This is a genomic window from Akkermansia sp. AE01SA01 (assembly GCF_036417395.1).
In the GTDB taxonomy this organism is placed as follows: Bacteria; Verrucomicrobiota; Verrucomicrobiia; order Verrucomicrobiales; family Akkermansiaceae; genus Akkermansia.
Map to the genome: position 1 here is coordinate 2,891,643 of NZ_CP143890.1, position 18,852 is coordinate 2,910,494.

General features: G+C 57.2%; 16 protein-coding genes. 8 read left to right on the forward strand and 8 right to left on the reverse strand.

Going from position 1 to position 18,852, the window contains the following annotated elements; genetic code table 11:
- Nucleotides 1-2 precede the first annotated feature (2 nt).
- The 7 genes from V3C19_RS11770 (at nucleotide 3) to V3C19_RS11800 (ending at nucleotide 9,396) form a co-directional block, all read left to right on the forward strand.
- Nucleotides 3-1,616, forward strand: a complete 1,614-nt coding sequence (locus V3C19_RS11770) for a hypothetical protein (protein WP_295932303.1) — start codon at nucleotides 3-5, stop codon at nucleotides 1,614-1,616.
- A 176-nt stretch (nucleotides 1,617-1,792) separates the two neighbouring features.
- Nucleotides 1,793-3,205, forward strand: a complete 1,413-nt coding sequence (gene leuC, locus V3C19_RS11775; protein WP_295932301.1) for a 3-isopropylmalate dehydratase large subunit — start codon at nucleotides 1,793-1,795, stop codon at nucleotides 3,203-3,205.
- Between the two features lie 19 nt (nucleotides 3,206-3,224).
- On the forward strand, nucleotides 3,225-3,833 hold the full coding sequence (leuD, locus tag V3C19_RS11780; RefSeq protein WP_130084297.1) for a 3-isopropylmalate dehydratase small subunit: 609 nt from the start codon (nucleotides 3,225-3,227) through the stop codon (nucleotides 3,831-3,833).
- Between the two features lie 32 nt (nucleotides 3,834-3,865).
- Nucleotides 3,866-4,987 (forward strand): hypothetical protein, encoded by a 1,122-nt coding sequence (locus V3C19_RS11785; protein ID WP_130084296.1) that lies wholly within the window; start codon nucleotides 3,866-3,868, stop codon nucleotides 4,985-4,987.
- Between the two features lie 37 nt (nucleotides 4,988-5,024).
- Nucleotides 5,025-6,596 carry a S1C family serine protease gene (locus V3C19_RS11790; RefSeq protein WP_295932298.1) on the forward strand — a complete coding sequence of 524 codons (1,572 nt, stop codon included), beginning with the start codon at nucleotides 5,025-5,027 and terminating at the stop codon, nucleotides 6,594-6,596.
- Nucleotides 6,597-6,603: 7 nt separating this feature from the next.
- Complete coding sequence (locus V3C19_RS11795) at nucleotides 6,604-8,193, forward strand: trypsin-like peptidase domain-containing protein (RefSeq protein ID WP_130084295.1); 1,590 nt, start codon at nucleotides 6,604-6,606, stop codon at nucleotides 8,191-8,193.
- 45 nt (nucleotides 8,194-8,238) lie between these two features.
- Nucleotides 8,239-9,396, forward strand: a complete 1,158-nt coding sequence (locus tag V3C19_RS11800; RefSeq protein WP_295874991.1) for a 3-dehydroquinate synthase — start codon at nucleotides 8,239-8,241, stop codon at nucleotides 9,394-9,396.
- A 16-nt stretch (nucleotides 9,397-9,412) separates the two neighbouring features.
- On the opposite strand, the gene V3C19_RS11805 is transcribed toward V3C19_RS11800, so the two are convergent.
- From V3C19_RS11805 to rpsB, 6 genes are all read right to left on the reverse strand, one after another.
- Complete coding sequence (locus tag V3C19_RS11805) at nucleotides 9,413-10,627, reverse strand: amidohydrolase (RefSeq protein WP_295874993.1); 1,215 nt, start codon at nucleotides 10,625-10,627, stop codon at nucleotides 9,413-9,415.
- Between the two features lie 376 nt (nucleotides 10,628-11,003).
- The gene (locus tag V3C19_RS11810; protein ID WP_295932296.1) at nucleotides 11,004-11,192 is read right to left on the reverse strand and encodes a hypothetical protein; all 189 of its coding nucleotides are present in this window, start codon (nucleotides 11,190-11,192) and stop codon (nucleotides 11,004-11,006) included.
- 436 nt (nucleotides 11,193-11,628) lie between these two features.
- Nucleotides 11,629-12,414, reverse strand: a complete 786-nt coding sequence (locus V3C19_RS11815) for an ATP-binding cassette domain-containing protein (protein ID WP_295874997.1) — start codon at nucleotides 12,412-12,414, stop codon at nucleotides 11,629-11,631.
- Between the two features lie 118 nt (nucleotides 12,415-12,532).
- Nucleotides 12,533-12,973 (reverse strand): hypothetical protein, encoded by a 441-nt coding sequence (locus V3C19_RS11820; RefSeq protein ID WP_295875000.1) that lies wholly within the window; start codon nucleotides 12,971-12,973, stop codon nucleotides 12,533-12,535.
- 391 nt (nucleotides 12,974-13,364) lie between these two features.
- Nucleotides 13,365-14,237, reverse strand: coding sequence for a translation elongation factor Ts (gene tsf / locus V3C19_RS11825; protein WP_215434353.1), 873 nt, complete (start codon nucleotides 14,235-14,237; stop codon nucleotides 13,365-13,367).
- Between the two features lie 31 nt (nucleotides 14,238-14,268).
- Nucleotides 14,269-14,964, reverse strand: coding sequence for a 30S ribosomal protein S2 (gene rpsB, locus V3C19_RS11830; protein ID WP_067572164.1), 696 nt, complete (start codon nucleotides 14,962-14,964; stop codon nucleotides 14,269-14,271).
- 318 nt (nucleotides 14,965-15,282) lie between these two features.
- Here rpsB and V3C19_RS11835 point away from each other — a divergent pair, with 318 nt between their 5' ends.
- A complete protein-coding gene (locus tag V3C19_RS11835) occupies nucleotides 15,283-16,674 on the forward strand; it encodes an MATE family efflux transporter (protein ID WP_330937108.1) in 1,392 nt (463 codons plus the stop codon).
- Between the two features lie 20 nt (nucleotides 16,675-16,694).
- Here the strand turns inward: V3C19_RS11835 and V3C19_RS11840 are convergent, their stop codons facing one another.
- Both V3C19_RS11840 and V3C19_RS11845 read right to left on the reverse strand, forming a co-directional pair.
- Nucleotides 16,695-17,366, reverse strand: a complete 672-nt coding sequence (locus V3C19_RS11840; RefSeq protein WP_295932289.1) for a hypothetical protein — start codon at nucleotides 17,364-17,366, stop codon at nucleotides 16,695-16,697.
- Nucleotides 17,357-18,610 (reverse strand): DUF6714 family protein, encoded by a 1,254-nt coding sequence (locus tag V3C19_RS11845; RefSeq protein WP_295932287.1) that lies wholly within the window; start codon nucleotides 18,608-18,610, stop codon nucleotides 17,357-17,359. The genes V3C19_RS11840 and V3C19_RS11845 overlap by 10 nt, the downstream gene beginning before the upstream one ends.
- Nucleotides 18,611-18,852: the final 242 nt, after the last annotated feature.

Below are 18,852 nucleotides of genomic sequence, written 5' to 3' on the forward strand. Positions count from 1 at the left end.
TCATGAAATTTCTTCTCCTGTTCCTTATTGTTGCACATCCATTATTTGGTATTGAAGATCAAGACGATCCCTTCAGGCAGCATGCTTCTCCATGGGTAAAAACATGGGAAAAGGAATGGGACGGAGAACCATGGCTCATCTGCGTGGAAGGGGAGGAACAGTATCTCCTGCACAGCAAATCCGTCAAGGAATGGGCGGACCAGCGCCCATTCCTGGGCCATCCGTTCGACCGTGCCAGAAATGCGGAAGAATTGTTCGGCCCTCTGGTTAACCAGCTTCCCCTGCAACCGGGAACGTACGATCCTCCCTTCAGGAGAACATTGCATCCTTATTTAAAACTGGAAGATGCATTCGTGTTCCAGGCAACCCTGGAAAGTTCGGACGGGGATCCAAAACCTTTCTGGATCGTTATGGACAGGGACGGCCATGTATTATTCACATTCCACTGGTGCTATTCCTCTCGCTATGAATTCCCCCTGGTATTTGCTGCTGCCAGAGAGGAAAACCTGTTGCGGTTCAATTATCCCTATCCGTCCAGCCGCAGACTGTACCCCAACTTCAAGGACGAGGATTTTCCCCCTCCTTTCAAACAACCGACCTCCCTGGTGCAACGCGCCAAAAACCGGTCTTTGTATGCCTTGGATCCAAAAACAAAACAACCCATCCGGCTTTATATCTATAACAAGGGGGCCTGTGTCGTGTATGCCTCTCCTTCGGCAGAACTAGCCACCTTGGACTGGAGTTCCTCTTATTGGAACCGGCATGTCCGCCAGACTCCGAAAGAAATAGAACGGTTGGAAGCAATATTGGATCAATTCATTGATTTCCAGATGGACTCCAAGGCGGCTCCTGCGGATTGCCGCAAGGAAATCGAATTACTACTCATCAAAGGCAGGGAACGCGGACGCCTTTTCCATCAGGAAAGGGAAAAAGAACGGAAGCAGTACTTTCAACTCTTCGGATGGTGCCACCAGCTGATTGCCGGAACCTTGCCGCAATATCAACAAGAAAGCCTTCATTATCTATCTCTTGCTAAAAAAGAGGACATTCAGTCCTTTCTCCTCCCTTTGAACCTTCCACTCAACCGTTTCTATCCGGACGCCAAAGTCGATGTCAAATGTCAGGTTCCTTACTGTACGGAACGCTGGATTCAAAAAATCTGGAAAGGAAAAATCCAGATTTACGAGACGGATTGGCGCCAAAAACGTTCTTTCCGCTGTACTCTGATTCCGGATAATACGGGAAAGAATATACGCATTGCCTATTCTATCGTGGAATGCTCCACAGAAAACATGTGCCGTGAAGCTCTTGCGGACAGAAGGTTCTGGAGACCGTTCAACGAACATGAAGAATCCGTGGAAGAAGTACTGCTCCACACAAGGGTCCATCCGGGCCTAGTGGGAGAATACGACCTAAGCTCCTCTCTCCGTATGAACTACCGCGGCATGATCATCCCGGAAAGTGAAACGGCCACTATCATCTTCCGCCGTGGAAATACCATTGTAGCTCTCGTTGCCTCGGATCCCCACTATTCCGTGCTGTCCTTGGCCAAGAAGATAGACCAAGAGCTGAAAAAGATTTACATGCCCCGTTATCAATCCAGACGTACTCCATGATTTTCCTCCCTTTCCTTCAAGACGGAAATGCGCCAAAGGCCGGGAAGCGGTCATTTCAGACCATACGCCTCCGGGAAATGTTCAAAAAAACGCTCCGAGTAAGACACAAACCGTGTCAGCAATACATCCTTGCATCTTGACGCGGTTAACGAACGGACGGATGCTTAAGATCAGTTATGGGAAAAACACTTTTCCAAAAAATCTGGGATGCTCATTCCGTCGGCATTCTGCCGGACGGAAGAACGCAAATGTTCATTGCTACACACTTTCTGCATGAAGTTACTTCTCCGCAGGCTTTCGGCATGGTCCGCGACCTCGGTCTCGCTGTCCGTCATCCGGAACGCACCTTCGCCACCGTGGATCACATCATTCCCACGGACAACCAGGTGGAACCGTTCGCGGACGCCACGGCGGACGCCATGATCCGGGAACTCCGCCGGAACTGCGCGGAAAACGGCATCCGCTTCTTTGATCTTCCTACGGGCCTTCAGGGCATCGTGCACATGGTAGGGCCGGAGCTCGGCATCACCCAGCCGGGCATGACCATCGTGTGCGGGGACTCCCACACGGCTACGCACGGCGCGTTCGGCTCCATCGCGATGGGCATCGGCACCACGCAGGTGCGCGACGTGCTGGCCACCCAGACGCTGGCCCTCAGTCCGCTGAAGGTGCGCCGCATCAACGTAAACGGCAAACTGGCCCCCGGCGTAAAAGCCAAGGATGTGGCCCTTCACATCATCGGACTCCTGGGAGCCAAGGGCGGTCTGGGATTCGCCTATGAATACGGCGGCGACGTGATTGACGCCATGAGCATGGACGAACGCATGACACTGTGCAACATGTCCATTGAAGGCGCGGCGCGCTGCGGCTACGTAAACCCGGACATGACCACGGTGGAATACATCAAGGGACGCCTGTTCGCTCCCGAAGGCGCGGACTGGGACAAGGCCGTGGAACGCTGGCTAAGCTTCGCTTCCGATGCGGACGCGGAATACGATGAAATCGTTGAAATCGACGGAGCCTCCATCGAACCTACCGTGACATGGGGCATCTCCCCGGACCAGAACACGAGCATTAACGGCGCAACGCCGGATCCCGCATCCGCCCGGAACGCCGACGAACGGAAAATGATCGGCGAAGCGCTGGAATACATGAAATTCCCCGCCGGAATGCCCCTCAAGGGACTTCCTGTCCAGGTGTGCTTCATCGGGTCCTGCACCAACGGCCGCATCTCCGATTTCCGGGAAGTGGCTGCCCTCATCAAGGGACGCCACGTGGCTCCCGGAATCAGGGCGCTGGCCGTGCCGGGCTCCCAAATGACGGCCAGGCAATGCGAAGAGGAAGGTATTGCGGACATCTTCCGTGAAGCCGGATTCGAATGGCGCCTGGCCGGCTGTTCCATGTGCCTGGCCATGAATCCGGACAAGCTCCAGGGTGACCAGCTCTGCGCCAGTTCTTCCAACCGGAACTTCAAGGGACGCCAGGGCAGCCCCACGGGCCGCACCCTTCTGATGAGCCCCGCCATGGTGGCCGCCGCCGCGCTGACGGGAAAAGTCTCTGATACCCGTGAAGTGTTCTCCATGAACTAACCTTTCATCTCCAGATCTTATGTCTCTGACCAAATTCACTTCCATCACCGGCACCTGCGTCCCGATCCCCGGACCGGACATGGACACGGACCGCATCATCCCCTCGCGCTTCCTCAAATGCATCACGTTTGACGAGCTGGCGAACGTCATGTTCTGGGACGAACGCTTTGACGAAAACGGGAAGTCCAAATCTCACCCGGTGGACGATCCCCGTTTCCGGGGAGCCGCCATCATTCTGGGAGGCACCAACTTCGGCTGCGGCTCCTCCCGCGAGCATGCACCGCAAACTATCAGGCGTTCCGGTATCAAGGCCGTCATCGCGGAATCCTTCGCGGAAATCTTCTTCGGAAACAGCACAGGCATCGGCCTGCCCTGCGTGTGCGCTTCAGCAGAAGACATCGCCGCCCTGTCCCGATACATCTCCGACCACCCGGAAACGGAAATAACCATCGACCTCCTTTCCATGACCGCCTCCTGGCCGGACGGCTCCATCTTCATCCGCATGCCTGCGGAAGCCCGCGAAGCCCTGACCCAGGGCCGCTGGGACTCCATTGCGGAACTGCTCGTCAACATGGAAGCCGTGGAAAAGAAAAATGCGGAACTCCCCCAAGTTTCGGCCTCCTGCTGATTCAACCATCACTCCCCTCCCCCTATCCCCATATGATCTTCAGAATTACAGACTACGTCCAGCGGGGCACATTGGATAACCGCGAACGCGGAACCATACGGCTTGTCCTGCATCTTATGGGGATGCCCCACCCGGTGCGTATCACTCTGCAGGGAAACTGCCTTCAGGACCTGGCGGGCTGCCTGGTGGAATTTGAAAATCCTGCTCCCCACCTGCTTCCGGCGGAACTGACTGCGTTGCCAGACATCATCCGGGGAGTGACGGGAGACATGACAGCCAGCCGCCGCATGCCCGTAAGGGGGAGGAAAACCCTGGAAAACTCCCTGTACATGGAATGGTTCACGGACCATCAGGACATGGTCCTGATGGAAAGCTCCACCTACTCCGTCAGGGTATCCCTGCCGGAATGGACCATGGACGCCTGCGAGGAACAGGTGCAGATCATGGCCAATCAGCAAATGCTCCGCACCCAGGTCAAGACATGGGCCAAAAACTACGCCAACAACCGGGAAGACGGCAACCTCCCGGACCATGCGTGGGACAGGCGGCTGCGAGAGGCAGAAGCCATTGCCATCGCCTACCAGGAAGTCTTTCAGAAATACAGGCTGAACCCTACCGGGGACATCCGCGTAGCCTTTGTCATGGGCTGGGACGAGGTGCTGGACGACATCGCGCAGTCGGAAGAAACGGGCACCCCCTGTTCCTGCAAGAGTACCGGCATGCTCAGCCTCTTTGACATCCTCAATGAACAGGAAGCTCAGGAAGTCCAATCCTGCATGTTCCACCCGCTGTTTCAGCAGGTCATGGAATTGACGGATCTGTGCCAGCGCCAGTTCAGCAAGGAAATCAGCAAATCCCAGCGGAGCAGAACGGAACCGCCGGAACCACTCGGCCAAATCTTCTACTGCATCCGTTACATCACTCCCCGCATTCTTTCCTGCCTTCTGCAGGAAAAGGGAAACGGCGCGGACTACTGCACGCTGGCGGCCAGAATGGCCCTGTGCGTGGAGCAGACGCGCCTGACCGTCTCCGCCCTGAAGAACAACGGACGGCAGATAGGGGACGAAGTCCGGGAACGTTTCTCCTCCCTGCTTGAAGAAGTCAGCTCCTTCCAGGAAAGCCTGGCAACCCAAAGCAGGAAAAGCAACCTGTAATATCCTGCATCCGCACCACCTCCAACCATCTACTATCATGCGTTTTCATACTTGCCTCCAGGGACTCTTCCTGGTTCTCGTCGCAGTATCCCTCTCTCCGGCGGACGAACCGGCCATTTCCCTTTCCGATTTCGGGGTAGACAAAGTCATGTCCGGTCCCGTCGTTTCCATCAGTGACCAGTACAAGGGCGTTGTAAAAATTGAAGTGGACTCCCTGACCCCGGACTACGCCACGCCGTGGGATACGGGCCGCTACCAGGGAGGCATAGGAACCGGTTTCCTGATCGGTGAAAACGCCTTCATGACCAATGCGCACGTGGTAAGCAACGCAGAACGCATCTACATCTCCATGTATGGGGATTCCCGCAAAATTCCCGCCAGGGTCAAATTCATCGCCCATGACGCCGACCTTGCCCTGCTGGAAGTGGAGGATTTCAAGCCGTTCAAGGGAATCAAGCCCTTTGAATTCAGGAAAAACCTGCCCAATCTGGAAGACGAGGTAAGAGTCATCGGCTACCCCATCGGCGGCAACAGGCTCTCCGTCACGCGTGGCGTTGTCTCCCGCATTGACTTCACTCCGTACGCCCATCCCCGGAACATGGAACACCTCACCATCCAGGTGGACGCCGCCATCAACCCGGGCAACAGCGGCGGCCCCGCCCTCATGGGTAACAAAGTCATCGGCGTGGCCTTCCAGGGTCTGAACAACGCCAACAACACGGGGTATGTGATTCCCACTCCCGTCATCCGCCATTTCCTGGAGGACATCAAGGACGGAGTCTATGACGGCTACGTGGACATGGGCATTCAGGCGGCCCCCATCCTGAACCCCGCCATGCGCAAGGCCTTCGGGTTGCCGGACGACGAAAAGGGCGTCCTGATCGGCAAGGTTCTCAAAGGCTCTTCTGCAGACGGCATTCTCCGGAACGGAGACATCCTGATGAAGGTGGACGGCTACGATGTGGACAGTTCCGCCATGATTGAACTGGAAGGCCAGAAAATCAGCATGAAAGAGCTGATTGAACGCTGCTTCAAGGATGACAGGCTGCCTCTGGACATCATCCGGGACGGCAAGCCCATGAAAGTGGAAATGGTCATGAAACCCTCACGGGCCAAGGAACTGCTGATGGAGGAATACGACAAAATGCCCCGCTATATCGTCTTCGGCGGCTTGGTATTCCAGCCCATCCAGCGCAACGTGCTGGCTGCGGCGGACATCTCCATGCTGGACGTAGCCCTGGACATCCGGGACTACCAGGAAGACGGAGGCTGCGTGGACTATGAAGACATGGTCATCATCACCAAGGTATTGGACGATGAAGTAAACGCCCGCCTCTCCGGCTCCGTTTCCAACGCCATCGTGGAAAAAATCAACGGCGTGAAGGTCAAGGGCCTCAGCCATGCCTACAAACTGCTTTACCCGGAAAAAATGCCGGAATATGTCATTATTGAACTGAAAGACGGAGAACGCCCCCTGATCTTTGAAGGAAAAGCCATGGAAGCGGCCAACAAGCGGATCTTCAAAACTTACAATATCCCTAAAAACGCCCGGCTTGACAGCGCCATTCCCGGCCGCCAGCCCTCCCGCAAAGAAACTTCTGCCAACTAACACAGCCATGAAATCCCTTTCTCTTCTTACTTTCGGCTCCCTGATCCTTCTTGCCGGATGCCAGCCGCGCGAATCCTCCATCCCGGCCCCGGCTCCCGAACCAGAACAGCAGCAGGCGCCCGCCATGACTCCGGGGCAGCCGGAGGAAGCGCCTCCCGCTTCCCTTCCCGTGCCTTCCCCCACCAATTCCATGGTGGGCATCAACGCCACCAATCAGGGATATGCCATGGTCCAGCCGTGGAGCAAGGAAAACCCGTCCTACAGTGAAGGCTTCGGCATCTATCTGGGAGACGGCAACATCCTGACGGCCGCCAACATCGTCTATTCCGCCAGCTTTGTGGAAGTAACTTCCTCCGACGGCTCCCAGACGGTTCCCGTGACCGTTACGGCCTTTGACCCGGAAGCCAACCTCGCTCTGCTCCGCCTGAAAAACGAGAAAGACGCCGCTTTTCTGGACAAACTGGTCCCCGTTACGCTGGGGAAAGCCCCCAAACTGGGGGACAAGGTGGAATTCTGGCAGTTTAACGCGGACGGCCTCCCCATCACCACGTCCGGTTCCATTCTGGCGACGGAAAGCTCCTGCCCATTCACCAGCGGCGAACCCTTCGTCCTGTACAATGTCAAATCCTCCGTCACTCCCCTGAGGGGCGGTGCGGGCAATCCGGTCATGATCGGAAAGGAGCTGATAGGTCTGAGCGCCAGCTGCAACCCCTCCGCCCAGAAAGTGCTGGCCGTCACCCAAACCATGATTTCCCGTTTCCTTGAACAGGCACAGTCCGGCAAATACTCCGGCTTCCCGGCGGACGGCACGCAGGTCACGGAACTGACGGACCCCGTTTTCCGCAAATATCTGGGACTGCCCGAAAACGGAGGCGGCCTTTACGTCGCCAAACTGCCCGTTTACAGTTCCTTCTACAAGGCCGGCATACGCTCCGGAGACGTTGTGGAAAGCGTCAACGGCATCCCCCTGGACAGCAAGGGACTCATCAGGGATTCCTCCCTCGGTCCCGTCTCCGCCAACTTCCTGTTCCGCGATTCCGCCAAACCCGGAGACGTCATCACGCTCGGCATCCGCCGCAAGGACAAAAACGGCGCCAGCCAGCCCATGACGGTGGACGTCACGCTGGACCGCGGCGCATTGGAAGGAGACCTGATCAATCCCGCCCCCTTTGTTGCTGAGCCGCGCTACCGCATTTACGGCGGCCTGGTCTTCATTCCTCTGACGGGCGCACTGGTGAGAGAAATCAACAAGCTTAGTAAAAACCGCCCTCCTCTCAATCTGGTTGAGGCGATGGAGAAAAAGGAGGAAATCCGGAAAAAAGGCGTGGATGAAATCGTGGTCTTTCTGGTAGCCCTTCCCACGCAGGCCACCCTGGGCTATGCCTCCATGAGTCCCTCTATCGTGGAAAAAGTGGACGGAGTGCAGGTAAAGAATTTCAAGCACCTCAACCAGCTTCTGGACAGACCCGCCCCCGGAGGCACGCACCGCATTGAAGTCGGCCAGCAGCCGTACACCATGTACATGTCACAGCAGGAGGCGGCCAAGGCGGACCGCTTCATCCAGATGCGGGCCGTTCCCGTACTCCGCAGGGACTGAGCCTGCCGTCCCGATACGCCGCCGTTTTACAGCATACGTTCTGAAATGTCCCTCCACACGCTGAACATCCATCTGGATTTTCCCTACAGGGTAGCCTTCACCCACGGGGTTTTCCGGCCGGAAAACGACGCACTGGCCGGGCTGATGGAGCAGAGGGAGGGAAGCCGCGTCCTAGTCCTGGTGGAAGAAGGACTGGAACGGTTCTACCCCTCCCTCCCGGCGGACATCGACCGCTACTTCACGGAACGGGCCGGAACACCGGGCTATGCCGGGCGCCGGACCGTACCGGGCGGGGAGGCGGCCAAAACCACCTTTGCCGCGTGGGAAACGGGCCTGCGCCACATCGTGGAAGCGGGGATTGACCGCCATTCCCATATCGTTGCCGTGGGCGGAGGGGCCTTTCTCGACGTGGCAGGATTTGCGGCCGCCACCGCTCACCGCGGCATCCGCCTGCTGCGCGTACCCACCACCACCCTCTCCCAGGCGGACTCCGGCGTAGGCGTCAAAAACGGCATCAACTTCATGGGGCAGAAAAACTATTTGGGCACCTTCGCCATTCCCTGGGCCACCCTGAACGACTTTCTCTTTCTGCACTCCCAGCCTTTACCCCTCAAACGCGCGGGCCTTGCGGAGGTGGTGAAAGTGGCCGTCGTGAAAGACGCCGTTTTCTTCGACTGGCTGGAGGAACACGCCGGAGCCCTGGCCGCATGCAAGACGGACATACTGGAACACGCCGTAGAGCGTTCCGCCCTGCTCCATGCGGAACACATCGCCCGCGGAGGGGATGCCTTTGAAATGGGTTCAAGCCGCCCCCTGGACTTCGGCCACTGGGCCGCCCACTACATGGAAACCATGTCCGGCTATACGCTGGGCCATGCGGAAGCCGTCTCCGTGGGAATGTGCCTGGATATTCTTTACTCCGTCAAAAAAGGCTGGCTGCCCTCCCGGCAGGCGGAACGGATCATCGCCGTCCTGAAAGTTCTGAAACTGCCCGTTTTCCACCCTCTTCTCGCCCGGAGGGGGAAGGACGGAGCATGCGAAATCCTGAAAGGGCTGGAAGCCTTCCGCGAGCACCTGGGCGGCCATCTGACCGTTTTGATGCTCACCGGCATCGGAAAGGGAATGGACGTCCATGAAATAGACGCCGCCCTGATGGAGGAATGCATCCGGGAAATGCAAGTACAGGCGGCTTCCGCAGAATGAGCCTTTCCCCGGAAGCCTACTTGCCGTTCAGGTAATCCAGAATAATCCGCACTTCCACCTTCACGCCGTTGAGCAAGGCGCTGTCATCCGCCCTGAAACCGGGATTGTGGTTGGGGGGACCGTCACCGGAACCCACGATCATGAAATAAGTCGGCGCCACCTGCGCGTAATAGGAAAAATCTTCACTGGCGGAAAGTCTCGGGACATCGAACACGTTTTTCGCACCCACCGCCTCCATGGCAGCCTTCTTCGCCAGTTCCCGGAGAGCGGCATCATTCTGAATAGCCGGGTAGCCGAGCACGTAATCCAGCTTGTACGCCGCCCCGTTGGCCTCGCACACATGGCCGATGATGGAACGGACGCGCTCCTCCATCAACTTGCGGGTTTCCGGCGTGACGGTGCGGATGGACGCGGCTAGCTCCGCGTTGCCGGGAATCACGTTCGGAGCGTCTCCCGACTGGAACTTTCCGACGGAAACCACGGCCATTTCCCCGGGCGTTACATTGCGGGACACGACGGTCTGAAGCATCATCACGATCTCAGACCCCGTCACGATGGGGTCCACGCCCATCTGAGGCATGGAACCGTGGGAACCCTTACCCTGAATGGTCAGGAAAAATCCATCCGATGAAGAAGAAGCGGCGCCAGCCGGCAGCATGCCGATGGACCCCGCCGGCATGTTGGGAATGACGTGTGCGCCGAAAATGGCGTCCACCCCCTTCAGCTTCCCGCTCTTGATGATCTGCAAGGCTCCGCCGGGGGACTTTTCCTCCGCATGCTGGAAAATGAAATAAACCGTGCCTTGCAGTTCCTTCTGCATGCCGGAAAGGACCTTGGCCGTTCCCAGCAGCATGGCCGTATGCATGTCATGACCGCAGGCATGGCTGATGCCCGGCGTCTTGCTGGCAAAGGAAAACCCGGTTTCCTCCTGCACGGGAAGGGCATCCATGTCCGCCCGGAAACCCACGGTACGGCCGGGTTTGGCTCCGCGAAGAATGCCTATGACGGAAGTTTCCGCAGGCCGGATGACTTCAATATTGCCGAAGGAGCGCAGCATATCGGCCACATATCTGCCTGTGTTGTATTCCTTGAAGGAAAGTTCCGGATTCTCGTGGAGATGATGCCTCCATTCCACCACATTTCCGGCGACGGACGGCACATCGGGCTGCTGCGCACCCGCCGCGGACAGGCAGCAGCAAAAAAGCGCCACGAACCAATAAGACTTTTTCATGGTTTGAATAGACGAATCGTTGTCTTTTATTCAGACAATTCCTCCACATTTCCATTTCATGAAAATGTGCCATCATATGACGGCCTTTTTAAAGTAACCTCGCCCTGGGGGATGCTGTGGTAAATTCTCCATGACAGCCTCCATCCCCTGAAAAGGCAAATACCATGGGAAACATTTTCCGGATTTCCTTAAAGTGTCCACACCCGGGTTTCTCCGTCCCATTTACGGTCTGCGGACCATGGAATCCGTTTACTTCAGTTTAAAAGAGAAATAATGCCCCGGAATTTTTCATCTCCTTCATCGGCTATGGATGGTATTCCTGGTAAGAATGGCACGGAATGCCGGACAACATACAAGCCGGCGGCTGTACCGGAAATCAACCAGCGCCCACAGCACGGAAAGCGATTCCGGTAAAATAAAAGGCATTGGAAAGATCCGCCGCCTCTCGGCAGGTAGAATTATCCCAACAAAAATTACCTGAAAAAATGAAAACCGTTTTTAAATGGATGGCAGCTCTCCTGATTGCGGCAGGGGCCGTATGGATCGTCATGCCGTTTGCTTTCATATATCTTTTTTATACGTCAAATACAGCTTAAATCCTGATATGACTCCTGCCACGATGGAGAAGATCATTAAGGAAAATCCTAAAGACATATGCGAAATAGAACAGCGATTGAATAGAAGGAGGGTTCTTCCCGGCCGGAATGACTCCGATTTCCAGTCTTACATGGAACGGCTGGAACGAACTACGGCCAGATATGCGGCGGAGGGAAAACTGACTTCCCTGTCCGTCAACTGGTATTGCGGGAATAAACAGGCCGCTGAAGTAAAATATATAGCCGGCTGTGAGACAAGAACAGCGTGGGAAGAACACAAGCCAACCTGGGCGATCTTTCGGACAAAACGACTTACTATTTCCTTCTTGACGGGAATCTGCGCCTCCTTGGCTGGATGAAAGAAGAATCAGACGAATAGGGACATGCGTGTCAACCGCATGTTCATCACCGTGGAACGGCCGCCAGCAAGGTCTGCGTGTATTCATGGGACGGGGAGGAAAATACCTCGTCGGCATCCCCGTATTCGACGATGCGCCCCTTGCGCATAACGGCAATCCTGTCCGCGATGTAATGGACCACGGACAAATCGTGGGAAATGAAAATCATGGTCAGGTTCAAATCCCGGGCAAGCGTCATGAGAAGATTCAGAATCTGGGACTGGATGGAAACATCCAGCGCGGAAACGGGCTCGTCCGCAATCACCAGCCTGGGTTTCGGCGCCAGGGCGCGGGCAATCGCCACCCGCTGCCGCTGTCCCCCGGAAAATTCATGCGGGTATTTCCGCATCAGGGCAGGGCTCAGCCCCACCCTTTCCATCAATTCCGCCACATCATCCCGCATCTGGGAGAAAGTTCTCTTGCGGCGGCGGCATTCCAAAGCCTCCTTCAGCGTCGCATAAACGGTAAAGCGGGGATTCAGGGATGCGTACGGATCCTGGAAAACCATCTGGAAATCCGGGCGGCGCTTCCTGACCTCGGACGGGGAAAGGGCCGTCAATTCCTCTCCTTCCAGGAAAATACGGCCTTCCGTGGGTTTCTGGAGCAGCATCACCGTGCGGGACAGCGTGGACTTGCCACAGCCGGACTCTCCCACCAGTCCCAGGATTTCTCCCTTTTCCACGGAAAGGGATACCCCGTCCACCGCCACGACGGACGCCGGTTTGCGGGAGGAGAGCATCCCCTGCACCGCAGGAAAGACGACACTCACATGATCCAGTTCCAGAAAAGCCATATCCTCACTTTAACAGGTGTTCCGGAACAAGACAAGATACCAACCGTGCCAGCTTCGTCAACATGGGCGCCGCCAGCCCTCCCGGCAGTAATAAGAACAGGGCGGCCTTCCTGTCTCTTTATGAGCCCGGAGAATCATCTTCCGGCTTGAAAGACCAGCGGAACAGCTGCACCAGAACATAAACCGCCGCATCGCCGAGAATAGCCGTTCCTCCGGCCCAAAAACCACCGAAAATGAAAATAAGCCCGGCCTGGGCGTCGCTCCGCAAATACCCCGGCGTGGCGACCGACCACAACCAGTAAAAATGACAAATGAGGCCGATGATTAAAAAAGTAACCGTCTCCCACCTGTACTTCCGTCCGGTCCCTGCATAAAACCACAGCAGAAGCAGGAAATACCAGCCTCCGGACACAAGCCCGAAGAAGGGCTGCAACAGGCTTGAGGCCAGCACCATGTTCCAGATGAACATGCCGATGATCACTCCCATGAGCAGGCGGAAAACCGGATCCTGCTTCACCGGTTTTTCCACAAGGCCCTTCCTGTCACCCCCAGGCTCCATGAAAGCCGTTTTATCCGCACATTCCCCCGGCAGCAAGTAAAAACGCTTCCGTCCGGGTTGCCTGTATTCCCGGTCAGCTAATTCCGGAGAAACGGGAAATGGACGGACCGCCCGGATTCATCCCTGTGGCAGCAACAGGGTGGTAAAATAGCGGCAAACTATCGCCCTGACGGTTATGACGAGAATCCGAACACCGATCATGGATGATAGATTTTTCCGTCAACAGGCGGGTTTCCTGTTGAAGGGCGGCATGACTGCATGCGCAAGGAATAACCCATGATTCACTCATCAGAAAAAACTGCCGCCCCAGAGGGGGACCAGGGATTCGGCAACATGAAAAAGAGCCGCTCCCCTCGCAGGGAACGGCTCCTGAAATTCAGTTCATGCGGGCTTACGCGCCAAGCTGGTAGCGGACGAAGGAGACGACGGAAATTTCGTCGCCGAGTTCCTTGCCGACCTGCTTGAGCAGGGCGTCCACAGAGACGGAAGGATCCTTCACGAATCCCTGGTTCAGCAGGCAGGACTGGGCATACAGGGCCTTCAGCTTGCCGGGCAAGATCTTTTCCAGCAGGTGTTCCGGCTTGCCTTCCTGAATGAGCTGCTGGCGCGCGATTTCCTGTTCTTCAGCCACAAAGGCGGGGTCCAGGCTGTCGGAGCTGACGCTCTTGGGAGCGGCGGCGGCGATGTGCAGGGTCAGGTCCTTGACCAGGGCCTTGAATGCGTCGCTCTTGACGGTTTCTTCCTTGCCGGCCTTGACGGACAGCAGAACGCCGACCTTGCCGCCCATATGGATGTAGGAGGCGATGGTGCCGTTGCCGTCCACCGTCAGGCGGGCGAATTTGCGCAGGCCCATGTTTTCGCCGATGGAGCTGCACATGGCCTTGATGTACTCTTCCGTGGTGCCTTCAGGCATGGAGACCTGCAGGGCTTCCTCCAGGGTGGAGGCCTTGGAGTCCGCGAGCGCCTTGGCAACGTCGTTCACCAGGCCCTGGAACTTGTCGCCCTTGGCGCAGAAGTCCGTTTCGCAGTTGAGTTCAAGGATGATGCCGCAGCAGCCGCAGGGAGCCACGACGGTGCGGATTACACCTTCCTTGGCGTCGCGGTCAGCCTTGGCGGCGGCCTTGGCGATGCCCTTTTCACGAAGGTACTTCACGGCGGCTTCCATGTCGCCGTTGCATTCGTTGAGGGCCTTCTTGCAATCCATCATGCCGGCGTCCGTCTTGTCACGGAGGGCTTTGACGAGAGCAGCAGTAATTTCTGCCATAGTTTTTCTGTTCTTTCTGAATGGGGGTTGATTAGGCGTTGGCGGCGGCGCCCTTGCCTTCGTTGATGGCCTTGACGATGCAGTCAAGAATCAGACGGATGGAGCGGACGGCGTCGTCGTTGCCGGGGATCGGGAAATCGATGTCCTTCGGGTCGGCGTTGGTGTCAACCAGCACGCAGACGGGGATGTTCAGACGGTGGGCTTCGCGGATGGCGATGTCTTCATGGTCGGCACCGATGGCCACCATGGCGTCCGGAGCGCCGCCCATGTTGCGGATGCCCTGGAGGTTGCGTTCCAGCTTCTGGCGTTCGCGGTCCAGAGCGGCCAGTTCCTTCTTGGACATGCTCTTGAACTCGGGGGTCTTTTCAATCCCTTCAAGATAGGAAAGGCGTTCGATGCTCTTGCGGATAGTGCTCATGTTGGTGAGCATGCCGCCCAGCCAGCGGTGGTTCACATAGTACTGACCAGTGGCTTCCGCAGCTTCGCGGACGGCTTCCTGAGCCTGGCGCTTGCAGCCGACGAAGAGAATCTTCTTGTTGCGGCGGGCCAGATCAGCGAGGAAGGAGCAGGCCTTGTCCAGGCACTTTTCAGTTTCTTCAAGGTTGACGATATGAATACCGGCCTTGTCCTTGAGGAGGTACTTCTTCATGCTGGGGTGCCATTTGCGGGTCTGGTGGCCCAAATGAACACCGGCTTCAACCATCTGGTTAATCAGATCATTAATCATATATGTATGTAGGTGGCTTTCCTTGCGGCAGGAAAAGCGGTTTTTGGGGACTTCGACGCTTTCTACCCCTCCGATCCCCATTGTTTAGGTTGCGCCGAATCGCGCGAGGGACAAATAATATACCGCGTGCAGCCCTTCTTGTCAAAGCATAAATCATTGATTTACGAAACCATTCCGTCATCCGCCGCACTTCCCGGCGCCCGTGCCGTTCCAGACCTTCCGGGAGGCATGCAGACACTTATCGTACAAAAAACATGAACATGCCGCAAAACGGACTTGGAAAAAACGCCGGGCAGGCGTTCCATGCGTCCGCTCCGGATGACCAAGACTCTGACAAGCGGCAATCCCGCCAAATTGATTTTCCTGTTTACCATTCCCCTGCTGATCGGCAATCTGTTCCAGCAATTCTACAACATGGCGGACACCCTGATCGTGGGCAGGACGCTGGGTGTGGAAGCCCTGGCTGCCGTAGGCTGCACGGGAGGGCTGATGTTTTTCATCCTCGGGTTCGTGATCGGATTCACGGCCGGCCTTTCCATTATCACGGCCCAGCGTTTCGGCGCCGGACGCAAACGGGCCGTGCGGCGCAGTTTTGCCGTGTGCATCCTCCTGAGCGCGGCAGCAACCGTCCTGCTGACGGCCGTGAGTGTCGTCTTCGCCCGCCCCGTGCTGGAACTGCTGCAAACGCCTCCGGAAATTCTGGATGCGGCCCATTCCTACATCATCATTATTTTCTGGGGAATCGGCGCGGCCATGCTGTTCAACCTCCTTTCCAATGTCATCCGCGCTCTGGGGGACAGCAGAACCCCTCTCTACTTCCTGGTGCTGGCCTGCGTGCTGAATATCGTCCTGGACCTGGCGCTGATCCTGCGTTTCGGCATGGGGCCCGCCGGTGCGGCCGTGGCCACGGTCACTTCCCAGCTGGTTTCCGGACTCCTCTGCACCATCTACGTGTTCAGGAAGTTTCCCATGCTCCGGCTCACCCGGACGGACTGGAACATGAGCCGCCGCTACCTCTGGGCGCATATCCGCCTGGCCCTCCCCATGGGCTTCCAGGCATCCATCATCGCCATAGGCGCCATTCTCGTGCAGTTCGCGCTGAACCGGCTGGGAGCCCAGGCCGTAGCCGCCTTCAGCGCCGCCCAGAAAATCGACATGGTGGCCACGCTGCCCATGATGTCCTTCGGCATCACGATGGCTACCTACGTAGCCCAGAACTACGGCGCCAGGAATCCGCTCCGCATCCGGCAGGGGGTGCTGCAGTGCAGCCTCATGTCCGTAGGATTCAGCATCGCCATAGCTGTCGTGAACATCATCTGGGGACCGGAACTCATCCGGCTGTTCGTAGGGACGGGCGAGCGGGAAGTCGTCAAGCTGGCCCAGACCTATTTGAACATCAATGCCTCCATGTACTGGGTGCTGGCCCTGCTGTTCGTATTCCGCTACACGCTTCAGGGGCTGGGGCAGAGCATCGTGCCTACCTTTGCAGGCGTCATGGAGCTGGGGATGCGCGCCTTTGCCGCCATTATCCTGGCGCGGTACCTGGGTTTTGCCGGGGCCAGCATGGCGAGCCCCGCCGCATGGATCGGTTCCTGCGTGCCGCTCGCCATTGCCTACTTCTTCACGAGAAAGAGGCTCGCACAATCCATGAAACAGCCCTTTCCCCCATGCTGCGGGGAAGAACGCGAATCCATACGCCAGGCGGCATAACGGCGGAAGGAAAGCCTTCTTTACTCCGCAGCATAACGGCGGACAACGCACGGCGTCCACACCACCGGTTCCCCGATGCCCTGAATGGCTGCGGTCATGGCGCACACCTCTTCCCAGTCGTTTTCCAGCAATCCGAAGGAATTGAACTTCAGTTCATAACTTTCCTCCACGTCTTTGTAAAGGGCGTTGCACAGCCAGGAATGGAAGGAGCCGCATTCATAACCCACGATGTCAAAACCCAGGAATTCCCCGCATTCCGGCTCGTCCGCCTGCGGAGCGGCGCCGCGTTCCCGTTCCACTGCCGCGCGCATGGCCCGGTCATCTTCCCCGGCAAAGGAGATACTGACCAGTTCCAATTCGCGGCCGGAGGAGGACAATAACGAAAGCACGCTGCGGGCTCCCGCCAGAGTGGGGAAATTGTCGGCTACCCAGCAGTCCATGAACTCTTCCGCCGCTTCGCGCAGCTGCTGCGCCTCCCGCGGGGAAAGTCCCATGCTCCGGGGATAATCCTCCTCCGCACGCCCGTACCGGCCCCAGTCCATCTCCGGATGAAGGCGGCACAGGCAATCGCTGACGGAAAGAATGACGGAAACCGGGAAAAATCCGGAATCCGGGGGTACGTGTAAAGGCTCAATCAGATAATAGCCAAAGGCCTTTAATTCGACGGGCAGTGTTTTTCCATTCAATTCCATTGCCAGGGCAGTTTCCTGTTTTCTCCGTCTTCCTCTCTGTGGGAATGGCAAAAATCCACGTAGGCTTCCATGGCCCGGCGCTGGTCTGCACTGAGCAGGGCCGTATCCTCCAAACCCCATTCCGCGAAATCCTCGGGACACGTCACCTCCATGCAGCTCCACATCCTGCATCGCAGATCACAGCACATGAATGCGGGGACCAGAAAACGGTAACCCTCCGGATCCGTAAAGCACAGGGCCGTATAACAATGATTCAGCATCGCGTCCGTCAGCTTTGTCCAGTCGTGCCGTTCATCACTGTCCGCCAGTCCGCGAAAAACCTCCCCGAATCCCCCCATATCCCTGTAATCCGCCTGGAGCAGTCCTATTCCGTTCCCCAGTTCCACCCCGGCAAACGCCTTGGTGATCTGCTCAATGACGGGGGCCGCTCCTTCGCGCATTGCCCCGTATCCCGGTATCCGTTCCAGTTCTTTCTGAGTCTCTTCAAATTGTTGCAAATACCATGCCCGGACATCCTCAAGATCCGTCATGTCCGGCCAGTCGGATTTTTTTCCCGCATCTCTTTCCGGCTCCGCCGGCCGATACGCGTGCTCCGCCTGCAAATAAAACGTGCCGAAGGGCGGCAATATCTTCAACTCCTTGCCGAACCTGGCCGCCAGCTCCGGAGAAGGCATGTCCTCCCTCATGTGCTTGCCTTCCCCGATCAGGAATGGAAGAACAAGCACCTTCTTTCCCTTCAGAGAAGGAAGAACCTCTTCCACGGAAGGAGAGACGCCGAAGTACGCCAGCGCCATCTCCGTTCCCTTCGGCAGCCATACTTTTGAATGTTCCAGAAAATCGGACGGTTCCGGGGGCAGTTCCCTTCCCGTCACGCCGTGGGCCACCACCAGCAGGGAAGCGTCCTGCTCCAATTCATTCTGTAGGGATTTCCACACGCCAAGGTTCCATGTACGCTCCGCTCCCCATACGGGCTGGAATTCCAGAGCCGGGGACAAGCCGCGCTCCGCATACAGGGAACGCAGCAATTCCGGCAGGGTTTCCGTCACCGTCCTGCCGCTCTGCATGAAAACGGGATAAACCCAGACTGCGCCCTCACCGGGAGGAAGCTCCGCAGATTCCAGGTCGCGGAAGGATGCCTGCCAGACAAAATCGCTCGCTCCCTTCACGTTTTCCGCTACCTTCTGCCGCAGCCGGGCCCCCGCCTCATCATAGGAAACGCATAATTTGTAAATCTTTCTCGGCATGTCGTTAAGACCCCGGCGGGGCAATGGCGTTCAGCCCCCGGCGTCATCAGTGGAACGGGAAAGAGGCGGATGATTCGCCGTTTGTAGCAGAAACGCCGGATTCAGGCAATACCATACCTCTTCTTTCACCTTCTTCTGTTTCCCGTATCCGGTCCCCGGCACACAGGCATGAAAAATCCTGTTATTGCGCACGCCGTCATGGAATTACGCACTCCTTCAAAAAATACTCCGGACGGGACGGC

Bases quoted from the DNA above. Each gene is read 5' to 3' on its own strand.
- V3C19_RS11770 (WP_295932303.1), top strand. From the start codon at position 3: ATGAAATTTCTTCTCCTGTTCCTTATTGTTGCACATCCATTATTTGGT.
- leuC (WP_295932301.1), top strand. From the start codon at position 1,793: ATGGGAAAAACACTTTTCCAAAAAATCTGGGATGCTCATTCCGTCGGC.
- V3C19_RS11820 (WP_295875000.1), bottom strand. From the start codon at position 12,973: ATGGAGCCTGGGGGTGACAGGAAGGGCCTTGTGGAAAAACCGGTGAAG.
- V3C19_RS11790 (WP_295932298.1), top strand. From the start codon at position 5,025: ATGCGTTTTCATACTTGCCTCCAGGGACTCTTCCTGGTTCTCGTCGCA.
- V3C19_RS11805 (WP_295874993.1), bottom strand. From the start codon at position 10,627: ATGAAAAAGTCTTATTGGTTCGTGGCGCTTTTTTGCTGCTGCCTGTCC.
- V3C19_RS11795 (WP_130084295.1), top strand. From the start codon at position 6,604: ATGAAATCCCTTTCTCTTCTTACTTTCGGCTCCCTGATCCTTCTTGCC.
- V3C19_RS11840 (WP_295932289.1), bottom strand. From the start codon at position 17,366: ATGGAATTGAATGGAAAAACACTGCCCGTCGAATTAAAGGCCTTTGGC.
- V3C19_RS11785 (WP_130084296.1), top strand. From the start codon at position 3,866: ATGATCTTCAGAATTACAGACTACGTCCAGCGGGGCACATTGGATAAC.
- leuD (WP_130084297.1), top strand. From the start codon at position 3,225: ATGTCTCTGACCAAATTCACTTCCATCACCGGCACCTGCGTCCCGATC.
- V3C19_RS11835 (WP_330937108.1), top strand. From the start codon at position 15,283: ATGACCAAGACTCTGACAAGCGGCAATCCCGCCAAATTGATTTTCCTG.
- V3C19_RS11800 (WP_295874991.1), top strand. From the start codon at position 8,239: ATGTCCCTCCACACGCTGAACATCCATCTGGATTTTCCCTACAGGGTA.
- V3C19_RS11810 (WP_295932296.1), bottom strand. From the start codon at position 11,192: ATGAAAGCAAACGGCATGACGATCCATACGGCCCCTGCCGCAATCAGG.
- tsf (WP_215434353.1), bottom strand. From the start codon at position 14,237: ATGGCAGAAATTACTGCTGCTCTCGTCAAAGCCCTCCGTGACAAGACG.
- V3C19_RS11845 (WP_295932287.1), bottom strand. From the start codon at position 18,610: ATGCCGAGAAAGATTTACAAATTATGCGTTTCCTATGATGAGGCGGGG.
- rpsB (WP_067572164.1), bottom strand. From the start codon at position 14,964: ATGATTAATGATCTGATTAACCAGATGGTTGAAGCCGGTGTTCATTTG.
- V3C19_RS11815 (WP_295874997.1), bottom strand. From the start codon at position 12,414: ATGGCTTTTCTGGAACTGGATCATGTGAGTGTCGTCTTTCCTGCGGTG.